Source organism: Nonomuraea sp. NPDC003709 (genome assembly GCF_040610775.1).
GTDB lineage: Bacteria > Actinomycetota > Actinomycetes > Streptosporangiales > Streptosporangiaceae > Nonomuraea > Nonomuraea angiospora_A.
This window is the reverse complement of record NZ_JBEXMW010000004.1, coordinates 692,647-707,457: the sequence shown is the minus strand read 5'-3', so window position 1 is coordinate 707,457 and position 14,811 is coordinate 692,647. Positions and strand designations below refer to the sequence as shown.

Below are 14,811 nucleotides of genomic sequence, written 5' to 3'. Positions count from 1 at the left end.
GGACTGATATAGCGATCAGTGGCAAACCGCAACGCTGAGGTTGCTGGGCTTGCCCGAGTGACACGAGAGAACCGTCAGCGTGCTGCCACCACTGGCGACATCGCTGGCCGCGGGCGCCTCGAGACCCTGCAGGTCGAGAAGTACCATCCGTTACACCTCCTTCCGTGACTCGTAGGGGGCGGGCCGCCCGGGAGCGGCCGCCAGGAACGGCAGGTGGCCAGGCTGGTCGCCCAGGGCCGTGCCGAGGGCGAAGAGCACGCCCGCCGTTCCGGTCGCGAAATCCATGGAGAGGCGCAGCAGCTGGTCGCCGGGGAACGCCAGTCCCCCGCCGTACGGCAGCGCGTGCCATCTCAAGCCCTTGATGTGCTCCCGCGGGTCGCCCGCGCGGGCCGCGAGCATGCCCGCCCGGCCGGTGAACAGCCCCGACTGGACGAAGAAGCCGGCGTGCCCGGCCAGCCGCAGCTCGGCCAGCGCCGTCGCGAGCTCCTCGTCATGGTGGTGCGCGAGGTAGCGCTCCAGCACGAGGGCGATGCCGGCCGACCCCTCGTCCAGGTACGGCAGCACCCGCCAGCCCTGGTTCACCTGGAGCGAGCCGTCCGCGGCGTGCCGGCAGCGCCGCAGGTCCTGCCGGAGCGCGGTCGCCGCCAGGTCGAGCAGGGCCCGGTCGCCGGTGTGCTCGTACGCGTGCAGGAACAGCAGCGCGGGCCCCGACGAGCCGTACATGAGCCCGGCCCTCGGATGGGGGCCGCCGCTGAGCTCGGGGACGGGTTCGGCGAGCCGCTCGGCGCAGATGTCCACGGCGCGCAGGGCGAGGTCGGCGCGGCCGAAATTGAGGAGGTTCAGCCCGATGCCGGACAGGCCGGAGAACAGCGCCGACTCCATCCGCTCCCATTTCTCGCGCAGGCAGACGTCGACCAGCTCGTGCGCGTGCTCGTGGTGTCCGAGCAGGCCCAGGACGTACGCGATGCCGTGCAGCCCGTCGTACAGGCCGAGCCCGGAGCCCTGGACGGGGCGCAGCGCCCGGTCGCGTAACCAGCGCTCGTACTCGGGGAACGGCCCGAGGCCGGCCCGGTGGAGCGCGAAGAGCACGCCGGCCGCGCCGTAGGCCAGGTTGAGCCCGCCGCCCGGCCGGAACTGGGCCACGTCGCCGGGGAAGAGCCGGTCGTCGCGCGCGGGCGTGGCGCCGGCCACGATGGCCCGGCACATCGCGTCCCGCAGCTCGGGCCAGGTATCCGGCATGATCACGGGCTCGCCGTCCCCGCCGATGGCCGCGACGGCGGCGTCCACCGTCGTCTCCGGCACGGGGAACGTCTCCTTGACGATCTCCCCCAGCTGGACCGCCTTCCCCCGGTGCAGCGGCAGCATGATCGTGCACTGCGGCGCGAACAGGCCGAGCCGCAGGCAGGCCAGCGCGTAGCGGTCCACGTCCACGCCCTGGCGGTCGGGGGGCGCGATGAAGGCGGGGTGGGCCAGCGCGGCGCGGGCCCCGTCCGCGACGAGGGTGGCGACCTCGTAGTCGATCAGCGCCACCCGGCCCTCGGCGGTCAGCAGGATGTTGTCCGGGTGCAGGTCGCCGAAGACGACCCCGCGCTCGTGCAGCGACTCGACGGCCCGCTCCACGCTCTCCAGCGTCTCGACCGCCCATGTCGTGTAGTCGGCCAGGTCCGGCTCGGTGCGGTCGGCGCGGGTCAGCGGGTAGCGCTGCACGAGCCGCCGCTGCAGCGGCGTCCCGTCCACGAACTCCTGCACGAGGAACTCGTGCTCGCCCAGGGCGAAGTAGCCGAGCAGCGCGGGCACGGCGGGCAGGCCGTCCAGGCGCCGGAGGATGTCGCGTTCGTGGCGGAGCCGGGTGAGGGCGTCGCGTCCGGCCGCGTCGAGCCCGGCGTGCGGCCTGGCCTCCTTGAGCACGACCCGCTCCTCCGTACGCGTGTCCCGCGCGAGGTAGACGCCGCCGCCGTTGGAGAAGTGCAGCACGCTCTCGACCCGGTACGGCAGCCCGGTCGTCGTCACGGCGTTGCGCGCGGCCAGATGCGGCTCCAGGAACCCGGGCAGCGTCGTCCACGGCGGCACCGAGAACGTCGCGCCGCGCACGTCGGGGACCAGCCGCCCGTCGCCGTCCTCGACGGCCAGCACGCGCTCGCCGGAGCCGGACAGGCAGTGCCGCTCGGCGAACCCGCCGTACCTGACGAACAGCGGGCCGGCGCCGTAGCGCAGGTCGCTGAGGATGTACGGGCCCTCGACGCCGCGCAGCAGCTCGTCGAGCTCCTTCAGGACGAGCTCCAGCTGGCCCTCGTCCCTCGGGTAGACGGTGATCAGCTTGCCGCTGGACGCCCGGGAGGCGGCCTTGGAGTTGACCATGATCAGGACGGGGGTGCCGCGCAGGAACTTGAACGCGATCCGGCGCTGCAGGCAGTAGTCCCACACGGCGGCGATGGCCTGCTCGGCGTCCTCCACGCGGGCGGACACGTGGATCTTCCAGCCTTGGGCGGGCAGGGGCGGCTCGTTGTCGGGGGCGTAATAGCACCACGTGTCGGTCAGGGCGGTGGACCAACCGTCGGGCAGGGGTTCACGCAGGATGGGAAAGTCGGCGTCTTCGGCCGTGCTGTGTTCGAGCGAGTCGTAAAAACGCGGATCCACCAGGCAGTACAGCTCGTACTTGTCCATCTGGCGCCGACCTCCAAGGCGTTGTCCCTTAGAGATTGCCGCCGGGGAGGCGATTCGGTCTAGTTACACGCAACAACACCAAAATATGGTTATTGAAATTGCATTTGTGTGTTTTTCACAATTGGCTATTTCTTTCGTGGAACGTACGCACTGAAGGTGAACTGCCCGGTCCGGGAGGAGGTGGCCTCGAGCCAGCCGCCGAGGCCGGAGACGCGTTCGGCCAGGTTGAGCAGGCCCTGTCCCGCGTCTTCCGGGCGGCGCGGCGGGCGCACGCCGTCGTTCCTGATCGTCAGGCGGACGAGCTGGTCGCGTTCGAGGAGCTGGATCGAGCACTGCCGGGCCTCGGCATGTCTGAGGACGTTCGTCACACCTTCACGCAGGGCGTGTGTGAGCGCCTCCTCCACATCGCCCGGGAGATCGGGGCAGGACATCTTGATCTGGCAGCGGACCCGTACCGACTCCAGGAGCGAGCGCGCCGAGCCGAGCTCCGCCGCCAGGGAGGAGCTGCGCAGGCCGTGGGCGACGGCCCGGACGTCGGCGGACAGGCTGCGCAGCAGCTCCAGCGTCTCGGACGACTCGTCCCGCGCCCGCCGGTCGCCCTCGGCCACGAGCCGCTCCAGGAGCTGCGCCTTCAGCACCAGGACGGTGAGCCGGTGGCCGACCAGGTCGTGCAGGTCACGGGTGAAGCGGCGGCGCTCCAGGGCGACGGCCTTGCGCATGACCTCGGTACGCGCCTTCGTCAGCCGCGTGACCTGCCTGCCCAGCGTCACCAGCGCGTACTCGACCAGGCCGAGCACCGGGCCGGCGAGCGCCCAGGCGGGATCGATCATCGCCCGCTCCGGCGCGGCCAGGATCACCGGACCGCAGGCCAGGGCCAGCGCCACCAGCACGATCGAGCGGATCCGGGCCGCCGTCACCAGCAGCGCGCCCGACAGCAGGGCGCACACCGGGGTCCACGCCGCGCCGAACACCGTCAGCGGCAGGTACGTCAGCCACGCCTGCACGGCCACGATCCACCACGAGCCCGCCCGCCGTACCGGGGTCTCCATGATGAACCTGACGTGCAGCGTCAGCAGGACGAACAGCGTCACCCCGCCCGCGATCCCCATCCCCGACCGCACCAGACCGAGCTGGACCGGCACCGTCACGCCGACCATCCCCGCCGCCAGCCCGAGGCCGCCCAGCCAGCCGGGGTTCTTCAGTTTGGAACGTGCCCACGACAGGAGCGCACGGTGTGTGGCTTCCACCTCACCCCCGGTATGCGGTTGGGCGCCGGATGCGGCCGTGTCGCGAGAGCCCGCCCGCCGTTGTCTCGCTTCTCCCTAATCGACCCGATCGGGCCCGCCCTGTAAAGGTCATTTCCGCTTTTGGCCACCCATGACTTCCCGTCGGACCGCCGGTTAACCAGACCAATCCGGCTCCTGCCCCTCGTCACCGTCCAGCCTGCCCGCAGACCACCGCAATGCCGCCCCTATGGTGGGCCCATGGATTACACCCGACTTGGCAACACCGGCTTGAAAGTTTCGAGGATCTGCCTGGGCATGATGAGCTACGGCGACCCCGCCAGGCAGGAGTGGGCGCTGGCGCGCGACGAGGCCGAGCCGATCATCCGCAGGGCAGCCGACGCGGGCGTGACCTTTTTCGACACGGCGGACGTCTACAGCCAGGGCGCGAGCGAGACCGTGACCGGCGAGGCGCTGCGCGCGATCTTCCGCCGTCGCGAGGATTACGTGCTGGCCACCAAGGTCTACTTCCCCATGGGCAAGGGCGTCAACGACCGGGGCCTGTCGCGCAAGCACATCCACGCGGCCATTGACGCCTCGCTCGATCGGCTCGGCACCGACTACGTGGACCTGTACCAGATCCACCGGTGGGACGACGAGACGCCCATCGAGGAGACCATGGAGGCGCTGCACGACGTGGTCAAGGCGGGCAAGGCCCGCTACATCGGCGCGTCGAGCATGTGGGCCTGGCAGTTCTCCAAGGCGCAGCACGTGGCGGAGAAGAACGGCTGGACGAAGTTCGTCTCGATGCAGAACCACTACAACCTCCTCTACCGGGAGGAGGAGCGGGAGATGCTGCCGCTCTGCGCCGACCAGGGCGTGGGCGTGATCCCGTGGAGCCCGCTGGCGCGCGGCGTGCTGGCCAGGGCCGGCTCGTCCGCGACGACCGCGCGGACCGGGTCGGACGGGCGCATCGACTTCCTGTACGACCCGGAGAACGACAAGACGATCCTCGACCGGGTTGCGCACGTGGCCGGCGAGCGCGGCCTGCCGGCCGCCCAGGTGGCGCTGGCCTGGCTGCTCCACCAGCCGGCCGTGACCGCGCCCATCGTGGGGGCCACGAAGGACCGGCACGTGGACGACGCGGTGGCGGCCGCGTCGGTGTCGCTCTCGGAGGCGGAGCTGGCCCACCTCGGTGAGCCGTACCGCCCCCGTGAGGTGCGCTTCTGACGGTCCTGGATTGTCGGGGCCGACCTTTAGGGTTGTGCCATGCGGGCAAATGAGGAGGCGGCGTCGGCGCTGCAGGAGTACGCGGAGCTGTTCGCGCTCTGCGGCGGCGACGCCTTCCGGGTGCGGAGCTACCAGAAGGCGGCCAAGGCCATCGCGGGGTTCCCCGAGGACATCTCGGTGGTCGACGTGCGCAGCGTCCCCGGGGTGGGCGAGGCGATCGCCAAGAAGATGGAGGAGTTCCTGCAGCGCGGGAGCTTCCGGCAGCTCGACGACCTGCGCGGCCGGGTGCCCGACGGCGTGCGCGCGCTGACGCGGGTGCCGACGCTGGGGCCCAAGACGGCGATCATGCTGTTCGAGGACTACGGCATCGACTCCACGGTGGCCCTGCGCGAGGCGATCACCTCCGGCCGCCTCGACGGCGTCAAGGGCCTCGGCCCCAAGACGCTGGCAAACCTGCTCAAGGGCATCGAGCAGCTCGAGCAGTCCGGCCGCCGCGTCCACGTCGGGGTCGCCATGTCGCTGGCGGAGCAGGTGATGGCCTCGCTGGAGGCCGAGCGCATCGCGTACGCGGGCTCGCTGCGGCGGATGAAGGACACCATCGGCGACATCGACATCCTGGCGGTCGCGCCCGAGTCCATCATGACCGCCTTCCGCGCCCAGCCCTACGTCGCCGAGATCATCGCGGCGGGCGACAAGAAGACCTCGATCCGCACGACGTCCGGCATCCAGGTCGACCTGCGGGTGGTGCCCGCCGAGTCGTGGGGCGCGGCGATGCAGTACTTCACGGGCTCCAAGGAGCACAACGTCGCCATCCGGGAGATGGCGGTGAAGAAGGGCTGGAAGCTGTCGGAGTACGGGCTGTTCGAGGGCGAGCGGGTGATCGCCGCCGCCTCGGAGGAGGACATCTACGCCGCGCTCGGCATGCAGTACGTGCCGCCGCCGATGCGCGAGGACGGCGGCGAGGTCAAGGCGGCCCTGCGCGGCGAACTGCCGGAGCTGGTGGAGCTGGGTGACCTGAAGGGCGACCTGCACACCCACACCAACCTGACCGACGGCATCGCCTCGCTGGAGGACATGGTGGCGGCCGCGCACGCCCGCGGCTACGCCTACTACGCGGTCACCGACCACGCCCCCGACCTGGCGATGCAGCGGATGACGCTGGACAAGGCGCTGGAGCAGCGGGGGCAGGTATCCGAGCTCCAACGGAAATATCCGGACATGCGGATCCTGCACGGCACGGAGCTCAACATCGCTCCCGACGGGTCGGTCGACTGGCCCGGGGAGGTGCTGGCCGGGTTCGACGTGTGCGTGGCGTCGGTGCACTCGCATTTCGGGATGTCGCGCGACGAGATGACCCGGCGTTTCATCGCCGCCTGCGAAAACCCGTACGTGGACATCATCGGGCACCCGACGACCCGCAAGATCGGCAAGCGTCCGCCCGTGGACGCCGACTGGGACGCGATCTTCCGGGTGGCCGCCCGCACCGGGACCGCCATGGAGATCGACTCCTTCCCCGACCGGTCCGATCTGCCGTCGGACCTGGTGCGGCTGGCCAAGCACCACGGGGTGAAGTTCTCGATCGACAGCGACTCGCACGCGATCCCGCACCTGGCCAACCAGCGGTTCGGGGTGGGTCTCGCGCAGCGGGCCTGGCTGACCACGGACGACGTCATCAACACCTGGCCCCTGGACCGTCTCCTGACATTCCTCGGCCGCTGACCGCCACGCCGCCCTCGGCCGAGCGGGGGCGGCGTTACGGCGCGGACGACTTTCGGTCGGGGGCGGCCTCGCGGCGCGGACGGCTTTCCGGCGCGGACGGCTTTCCGGCGCGGGCGGTGGAGGCACCGATGTGCTCGGGCCTCGGGAGGTTCTTCGTCGTCGAGGTACCGCCGTCGGCTGCGGACTCGGACGGACGCGACGATGAACTTTCTGATCAGCCATCGCTCAGGGACCGCTGTGACGGGCGAAACGCGAGTCGGAGGGATCGGCCGCGTCGCGATTTTCCGGCCGTGTCGATCCGCGGGCCGACCGGCTGCTGCGCCCCGACGTCGCGTACGAGGCGATCCGGCTGGCCCGCACGCTGGCCGCGCTGCAGCCGGACGAGCCGGAGGTGCACGGCCTGCTGGCGTTGTGCGAGCTGACGGCCGCGCGTTTCCCGGCCCGGACCGCCCCGGACGGGTCCCCGATCCTGCTAGACGAGCAGGACCGGCGGCTGTGGGACTTCTCGGCGATCCGCCGTGGACTGGCCGCGCTGGCCAGGGCATCGACTCACGGCCTCGGCCCCTACGGCCTGCAGGCCGCGATCGCCGCCACCCACGCGTCGGCGCCCTCGGTCGAGGCGACCGACTGGGACCGGATCGTGGTGCTCTACGAGGCACTCGGCCGTGTCGCACCCTCGCCGGTGGTCGAACTCAACCGGGCCGTCGCCGTCGCCATGGCCTCGGGCCCGGCGCAAGCCCTGGCCATCGTGGACGAACTGGTCGTCTCGGACCGGCTCCCCGGTTCGCATCTGATCCCGACCGTACGCGGTGAGCTGCTGGCCCGACTCGGACGGCGACCGGAAGCGCGCGCCGAGCTGGAGCTGGCGGCCCGGCTGTGCGCCAACCAGCGCGAACGCTCGGTGCTGCTGGGCAAGGCGGCCGCGCTGGGCTGACGTCTCCAGCTCGGCCGGCCGGCTCGTACTGTACTGATGCCGCGCCTTGTTGTTGCTGTGGTGAGCGGATTCACGGGGCCGGTTCACCAGTACGCCGGGTGATCGCCAGAATCGCCATGTCGTCATCGCGCGGACCGCCGATCCAGCGCTCGACATCTCGTACCAGCACCTCGACCACCTCCTCCGGCTGCCGGAACGGGCCCCGGCCGGCGAGCCGGCTCACCGGGTCGTAGAACGTCCCGGAACGGCCTCGGGCCTCCGTCACCCCATCGGTGACGAGCAGGAGCGTGCTCCCGGCGGGGAAGGGCCAGTGGTCGGGTCGTGCCCGCGGTACACCCAGGCGGCTCATGCCCAGGGGAAGACTCGGCTCCGCGGGATCCAGACAGGACACCGTGTCACCCTGAAGGAGGAACGGCGAGGGGTGGCCGCAGTTCAGCAGCCGTACCCGGTCCGCGTCCGAGGTGATCTCGCCGAGCACCGCGGTGACGAACCCCTCCATCCGGTCGTTCTCCTCGCGCGAGGAGGCTTCCCTGATCAGTGCGCGCTCCATGCGCTCGGCCAGCATCCCGAGGTCGGCTTCCTGGTCTGCCGCCTCTCGGAACGTGCCGAGCAGGACGGCCACCGTGCCGACCGCGTCCAGGCCCTTGCCTCGCACATCCGCGATCAGCAATCGGGTGCCGTACGGCGTGTCTTGGACGGCGTAGGCATCTCCGCCGATCAAGGCCTCGATCTGCGCGGCCTTGTAGACCGCGGCGATGGCCAGCGGACCTACCCGTACCGGTGGTGCGGGCAGCACGGCGCGCTGGACGGCCTCGGCGACGGAACGCACCACTTGCAGCCGGCGGCTGTGGCCGGCGACCACGCGGTTCACCCCGAGGCCTATGAGCGCGGTGAACACCGCGCTGATCAAGGAGAGCGTGCCGATGGCATGACCGAAGTAGCGATCCTTGATCAACAACACCAGTTGGACCAGGACAACGGCCGCCGCGACCGCGATCGTGTGCCGTCGCGACAGCAGCGCCCCTGCCACCACGACCGCGGCGCCCAATAGGTAGTCGCCCCAGTAGTAGCGCGGGGAGAGCAGGTTGAAGACGGAGCCGATGACGATCATGGCGGCCGGTATGAAGGAGACGTACCGGGGCAACCTCGTGGAGAGTGGGTTCATCCGCGCCCCGATCCCGCAGCCGATCGACCTGTGGGGGAAGGCCGTATGACGTCCTCTGGTGGTCCCTGCACGCCATTCCCTCAGGTGCCGGATCTGATCCTTTTCTAGTGAATGTCGAATCGCCTGTCGAGGCGACACTCCCAGGGCGCCCTGGGAGCCAGCCTGGAGATCGCGGTCGGCGAGACCGCTGCCGCCGCCTATTGGAACAGGGACGTGTCTCCCGTGCCCCGGCGGAGAATCTCGGGTTCCTCCTGCGAGAAGTCGACGACGGTCGTCGGAGTGGCGCCGCATTCGCCGGAGTCGATGACCGCGTCCACCACGTGGTCGAGCCGCTCCTTGATCTCCCAGCCCTGCGTCGAAGGTTCGGTCTCGTCGGGCAGCAGCAGGGTGCTGGACACCAGCGGCTCGCCGAGCTCGGCCAGCAGCGCCTGGGTGACGACGTGATCTGGGATGCGGACGCCGACCGTCTTCTTCCGGGGATGCAGCAGTCTCCGCGGCACCTCCTTGGTCGCGGGAAGGATGAACGTGTAACCGCCGGGAGTCGCCGCCTTGACCTGGCGGAACAGGGCATTGCTCAGGTGGACGAACTGGCCGAATTGGGCGAAGTCACGGCATACCAGGGTGAAGTGGTGGTCGCTGCCAAGGCCGCGGATCTCCCTGATCCGGTCGAGGCCCTCCTTGTTGCCCGGTCGGCATCCGAGGGCATAGCACGAGTCGGTGGGGTAGGCGATGAGCCCGTCCGCCCGCAGGATCTCGACGATCTGGCTGATCAGGCGAGGCTGGGGATTGTCCGGATGAAGATCGAAGTATCTGGCCACGCCTCGGATCCTAGGGTCCGGCAAACCGTGGCATGACAGGCGACCCCAGGGCGGCACCGTCTCGCCGCCCGGCAGCGTCTCCTGATTCAGGTGGTTGACGTCGGCGAGGAGGGCCCCATGGGCCGTGCCGTGGGTCGGGATGAGGGGTACGAGGCTCATCTCATGAGGGCTCCCAGCCCAGCGGCCACGTACCCACGCCCTGCGCGACGGCCCGTAACCTGGTCCGCGATGTCCTCGTCGCCGAGTTCCGCCGAGCGCGCCACCGCGGCACTCGCACGCCTGGACGAGCCCGCCGTCCACCCCGCCTGGCCGTCCGGCGGATCAGTACGGGTGGTGGTTCGGCTTGTTCGCCCAGGCGGCGTAGGCCTGGGCGCCGAGCTCGGGATAGATCTGCTCGATCCGGATCTTGCGCTGGTCGAGGGGCCGCTGGAAGTCCTCGTACTGGAAGGCGTCGTCGAAACCGATCTTCCTCGTCGCCTCGAGGTCGGAGCTGAAGTGGACCGCGTCGATCCGCGACCAGTAGATGGCGCTCATGCACATCGGGCACGGAGCCCCGCTCGAGTAGAGGGAGTATCCCATGAGCATCCGGGCCCGCTCGGGCAGGAGGTCGGGCGATCCTTCCGGGCGCGGCACGAGTTCGAGCGTCGAGGTGTTCAGGCGGTCCTCCGCAAGGGAGGGCGCCTCCGGGTTCAGGATCTGGATGGCCTTGCGGATGGCCTCGATCTCGCCGTGCGCGGTCGGGTCGCCGGTGAGCAGGACGCGGTTCTGCCCGCGGGCGAGAATCTCCCCGTCCTTGGTGATGACCGCGCCGAACGGGCCGCCCCAGCCGTTCACAACGGACTCCGTGGCGAGTCGCACGGCTTCGGCCATGAATTCCTTCGGTCCCATCTCATAACCTCCGGCAGGTAAATTACGGCTGAAATTTCTTCATGATCGACTGCCGTGCCGAGCCATTGCCGCCATGCTTCTCCGGGCGGCCGTGGACTATACTTTCCCAGGTGAAGCCTGGTTCGAACCGTGGGGCCTCTGATCGCGGCGTGACCGTGGTCATTTCGTCAAAGGTTCGAGAAGGCCGCGAGGATGATTATCGCCGCTGGCAGCAGAAAACAAATGAGAGCATGCGCTCATTTGCCGGCTTCGAGGGGGCGGAGGCTTATCCGCCGATTCCCGGCGAGCAACCCTCCTGGGTGTCTGTTTTTCGTTTCTCGAGTATCGCCCGGCTGACCGGGTGGCTGAATTCGGAGTCGCGCAGGGCACTGCTCGACGAGGTCCGGCCGCTGCTGGAGGAGCCGCCGGCGATGGAGGTCCTCGCGGGAAGGACGCCCGACAGCGAAGCGGTCACGGCGGTGATCTCCCACGACGTGCGGCCGGGCCGCGAGGGCGAGTACACGCGCTGGCAGGACAGGGTCCACAAGGCAGAGGAGAGGTTTCCCGGCTTCCTCGGATTCGAGGCGTTCGCGCCCGTGCCGGGCGTACAGCCGCACTGGGTGGTCATGACCCGGTTCGACACCCGCGAACACCTTGAGAGCTGGCTCGCGTCCGACACCCGCAGAAAGCTCCTGGACGAAGGTCGCGACTGCGTCATCGACTTCGACGTGCGCACCGTCAAGTCGGCGTTCGGCGGCTGGTTCCGGTTCGGCGGCGGAGCTGCCGGGGAGGGCGCTCCGCCCAACTGGAAGCAGGCCATGTGCGTGCTGCTGGCCCTCTATCCGACCGTGATGGCGCTGAACCTGACGGTGAGCCGGGTGCTGACTGGCGCGCGCCTGCCCCCCTACCTCGTCCTGTTCATCGGCAACGTGCTGAGCGTCGCCATCCTCACCTGGGTCCTGATGCCGCTCGTCAACAGGGCCTTCGCGGCATGGCTGCGCCCCGGTGTGCCCCGCTCGTTCCTCGCCGGCGCCGCCGGAGCGCTCGTGATCGTGCTGTGCTACGCGCTGTCCGTCGCCGTCTTCGCCGTGATCACCCGTTAGCGGCGACACACCACCCTGTACCGGCCGTGACCCCCCACCCTCCCCCGGCGGAAACGGTCAGGAAACACCCCCCGCCCTACAAAGGATCCCGCACATCATGAAGGGATCATCACCATGAGTCACGCCATTACGACACGCCTCGCCGGTCTGGCCTGCGCGATGCTGACGCTGGCCGCCGCCACGCCCGCGACCGCCGTCACCCCCGAGGTAGCCAATGTGCAGCAGGCCCTGGACGCACTCGCCCGGACCAGCGGGGTGGTGGGGACGATCGGGGAGGTGTACGTGGACGGGAAGCGCGTCGGCCAGGGCTCGGCGGGTTCGCGGCTGCTCAACGGCAAGGGCGGGCGCATCCCCGCCGGTTCCCGCTACCGGATCGGGTCGCAGACCAAGCTGCTGACGGGGACGGTGGCGCTCCAGCTGGTCAAGGAGGGCAAGCTGGGGCTGGAGGACAAGCTGAGCGATCTCCTGCCGGAGGTGGCGAGCCAGGACATCGTGGAGCGGGCCGACGAGATCACGGTACGGCAGCTCATCCGGCACACATCCGGCATCCCGAACTGGTTCACTCCCGATCTGGTCGACATATATGACTTCACCACCTATTACCCGCCGATCGACCTGGTGAAGAAGTCACGCAGCCAGCCGCGTACCGGGGAGCCGGGCGAGAAGTTCTCCTACTCCAACACCAACTACACGCTGCTCGGCATGATCATCGAGAAGGTGACCGGCCGCTCGCTGGCCTCCGAGCTCGCCCGCCGGCTCTTCGTACCGCTCGGGATGAGCCGTACGTACCTGGCGGTCAAGCCGCCGCAGGGCATCGAGGGCCCGCACGGGCACGGCTACAGCACCGACGACCAAGGCCAGGTGCACGACATGGACCGGCTCAACGCCAGCTACGGGAACGGCTCCGGAGGCGTGATCTCCACCTCGCGCGACATCAGCGCCTTCTACCGCGCCTTCGGCCAGGGCAAACTCCTCCCGCCGACGCTGCAGAAGCTGCTCACCGACCCGCCGGAGAACGCCCCTTCCCAGCCGCCCCTGTGCGGAGGCGAGCCGGAGCTGCGGGTCATCGCGGGCGGCACCACCAGCTTCACCTCCGTCACCTTCAGCTCCCCTGACGGCCGCATCCAGTTCGCGACGTCCACCACGACCAACACCGAGGACCCGGCCGCCATCGGCCGAGCCATCAACCAGACGGCGAAGGCCGTCCTCTGCCCCGGCAAGTAGGACCGACCGCCTGCCCGCCGCCCAGGTGAGCACACGCGCCCCCGCGAGGCCGAAGCCCACCGAGTCGGCGCCGACCCGGGCGACACCGCACCCCATCCACCCGAGCCGAATCCGGCCGAGCCCGATCCAGCCGACGAGGAGGCGCGACTCGCCGCCTGTAGAGCGCAGCCGGCCAACACCCGTGCGACACCCGCCCGCCGCCCGCGCCTCTCGCACGTCGCCACCTCCGACCCCAGCGAGCTGACCGGGCGCCGGACGGCCGGACGCGGGGAGATGAACGCGAGCCTGCGGACGCGGGACGGCCGGACGCGAGCCGACCGGACGCGAGCCGACCGGACGCGAGCCGACCGGACGCGAGCCGACCGGACGCGAGCCGACCGGACGCGAGCCGACCGGACGCGAGCTGACCGGACGCGAGCTGACCGGACGCGAGCTGACCGGACGCGGGACGGCGAATGCGGGGCGGCGAATGCGGGGCGGCGGGACGCGAGCCGGGCGGATGCGGAGCGGCCGGATCCGAGCGGGCGGACGCGTGCGAAACGGACTCGTGCGAACGGGCGGGTGTGTGGGCTGGTGGGAGCGGTGCCCGGGGCTCGTTGTGGGAGCGGCGGCTGAGGGTAAGGGGCGGGGTGGAGGAGTGGAACGTTCCCGTACCGGTCGGACAGAATTCGGCAACGAGGGGCGCCACAGGACAGCGTGAAGGGATTAAATGGTTTACAGGTAGGAAATAGCTCTTACGGAGGCGGTGTCCATGAAGCAAGCACTGGCGACGATCGTGAAGCCGCTGCCCGACCACCTGTTCAGGGTGCACGGTGCGAGCGCGGAGATGCGGTGGGAGGCCATGTCGGGGCAGGGATACCACACTCCGAACGACCGCTTCTTCGTGCGCAACCACACCGCCACGCCGATCATCGACGTCACCACCTGGCGCCTCCTGGTGCACGGGGCGGGCGTTCGATGTCCGCGCGAGTTCGGCTACGACGAGCTGCGGGCCATGCCGTCCCGCACGCTCGACGTGGCCATCGAGTGCGCCGGGAACGGGCGGCGCTTCTACGGCACGCAGCAGCACGAGGCCGCGCCCGGCACGCAGTGGGGACTCGGGGCGATCGGCGTCGCGCGGTGGCGCGGGGTGCCGCTGAAGTACCTGCTCAAGCAGGCCGGGGTGCTGCCGAGCGCGGTGGACGTGCTGCCCACGGGGCTGGACGCGCCGTTCGAGGGGTACGGGCACGTACGCCGGCCGCTGCCGATCGACAAGGCCATGGACGACGTCCTCGTCGCCTATGAAATGAACGGCGAGCGCCTGCCGCCCGACCACGGATTTCCGGTGCGGCTGGTGGTGCCGGGATGGGTGGGAATAGCATCGATCAAATGGCTGGGTGAAATAGAAGTTTCAACGAAAGAGCTCTGCACGCCGTGGAATACAGTCTTTTACCCGGACGTCACGACGCAGCCGGTGAAGAGCGCGTTCGAACTCGCCTGGAATGCGCGCCTGCCCCGCTCCGGCCCGCACATCGTGCGCGGACGGTCATGGTCGGGGCAGGGCAGGATCGTCCGGGTGGAGGTCAGCTTCGACGCCGGGCTGAGCTGGCGGCCGGCCGAGCACCACGGACAGCACCTGGTCAGCGCCTGGCTGCCATGGCACATTTCATGGGCTCCCCGGCGCACGGGGGCGCACGTGCTCATGGCGCGCGCCACCGACGAGACCGGGGCCACCCAACCCCTGGTCACGCCGCGTCATCCGTTCGGGTACCACTTCGACGCGGCCGTACGGCACCCCGTCGACGTGGTCAATGGATAGGTAATTGTCACCGACCGAGGCTGAGCTGGACATTCGCTAAAAGCTGGTACGGCGTACCTGAATTCA

11 protein-coding genes and 1 pseudogene are annotated in these 14,811 nt (G+C 69.9%); 6 read left to right on the top strand and 6 right to left on the bottom strand.

What is annotated here, in order from left to right; translation table 11 throughout:
* Nucleotides 1-15: 15 nt before the first annotated feature.
* The 3 genes from ABZX61_RS15985 to ABZX61_RS15975 form a co-directional block, all read right to left on the bottom strand.
* Nucleotides 16-147 carry a SapB/AmfS family lanthipeptide gene (locus ABZX61_RS15985; protein WP_355195039.1) on the bottom strand — a complete coding sequence of 44 codons (132 nt, stop codon included), beginning with the start codon at nt 145-147 and terminating at the stop codon, nt 16-18.
* A gap of 3 nt (nt 148-150) precedes the next feature.
* Complete coding sequence (gene lanKC / locus ABZX61_RS15980) at nt 151-2,664, bottom strand: class III lanthionine synthetase LanKC (protein ID WP_355195037.1); 2,514 nt, start codon at nt 2,662-2,664, stop codon at nt 151-153.
* Between the two features lie 125 nt (nt 2,665-2,789).
* Complete coding sequence (locus ABZX61_RS15975; RefSeq protein ID WP_355195035.1) at nt 2,790-3,911, bottom strand: histidine kinase; 1,122 nt, start codon at nt 3,909-3,911, stop codon at nt 2,790-2,792.
* Between the two features lie 237 nt (nt 3,912-4,148).
* On the opposite strand from ABZX61_RS15975, the gene ABZX61_RS15970 reads away from it, so the two are divergent.
* From ABZX61_RS15970 to ABZX61_RS15960, 3 genes and pseudogenes are all read left to right on the top strand, one after another.
* On the top strand, nt 4,149-5,117 hold the full coding sequence (locus ABZX61_RS15970) for an aldo/keto reductase (protein WP_350722129.1): 969 nt from the start codon (nt 4,149-4,151) through the stop codon (nt 5,115-5,117).
* 39 nt (nt 5,118-5,156) lie between these two features.
* Complete coding sequence (gene polX, locus ABZX61_RS15965; RefSeq protein WP_355195033.1) at nt 5,157-6,836, top strand: DNA polymerase/3'-5' exonuclease PolX; 1,680 nt, start codon at nt 5,157-5,159, stop codon at nt 6,834-6,836.
* 313 nt (nt 6,837-7,149) lie between these two features.
* A pseudogene (locus tag ABZX61_RS15960) lies at nt 7,150-7,770 on the top strand (DUF6596 domain-containing protein); the annotation flags it as partial.
* Nucleotides 7,771-7,840: 70 nt separating this feature from the next.
* On the opposite strand, the gene ABZX61_RS15955 reads toward ABZX61_RS15960, so the two are convergent.
* The 3 genes from ABZX61_RS15955 to ABZX61_RS15945 form a co-directional block, all read right to left on the bottom strand.
* A complete protein-coding gene (locus ABZX61_RS15955) occupies nt 7,841-8,881 on the bottom strand; it encodes a PP2C family protein-serine/threonine phosphatase (RefSeq protein WP_355195031.1) in 1,041 nt (346 codons plus the stop codon).
* A 251-nt stretch (nt 8,882-9,132) separates the two neighbouring features.
* Nucleotides 9,133-9,753: an L-threonylcarbamoyladenylate synthase gene (locus ABZX61_RS15950; protein WP_355195029.1), complete on the bottom strand. Its 621-nt coding sequence runs from the start codon at nt 9,751-9,753 to the stop codon at nt 9,133-9,135.
* Nucleotides 9,754-10,074: 321 nt separating this feature from the next.
* Nucleotides 10,075-10,641: a nucleoside deaminase gene (locus ABZX61_RS15945; RefSeq protein ID WP_350722136.1), complete on the bottom strand. Its 567-nt coding sequence runs from the start codon at nt 10,639-10,641 to the stop codon at nt 10,075-10,077.
* A gap of 149 nt (nt 10,642-10,790) precedes the next feature.
* Between ABZX61_RS15945 and ABZX61_RS15940 the strand changes: the two genes are divergently transcribed.
* The 3 genes from ABZX61_RS15940 (at nt 10,791) to ABZX61_RS15930 (ending at nt 14,745) form a co-directional block, all read left to right on the top strand.
* Nucleotides 10,791-11,723, top strand: a complete 933-nt coding sequence (locus ABZX61_RS15940) for an antibiotic biosynthesis monooxygenase (RefSeq protein ID WP_355195027.1) — start codon at nt 10,791-10,793, stop codon at nt 11,721-11,723.
* Nucleotides 11,724-11,837: 114 nt separating this feature from the next.
* Nucleotides 11,838-12,947, top strand: coding sequence for a serine hydrolase domain-containing protein (locus tag ABZX61_RS15935; protein ID WP_355195025.1), 1,110 nt, complete (start codon nt 11,838-11,840; stop codon nt 12,945-12,947).
* Between the two features lie 751 nt (nt 12,948-13,698).
* The gene (locus ABZX61_RS15930) at nt 13,699-14,745 is read left to right on the top strand and encodes a sulfite oxidase (RefSeq protein WP_355195023.1); all 1,047 of its coding nucleotides are present in this window, start codon (nt 13,699-13,701) and stop codon (nt 14,743-14,745) included.
* Nucleotides 14,746-14,811 lie beyond the last annotated feature (66 nt).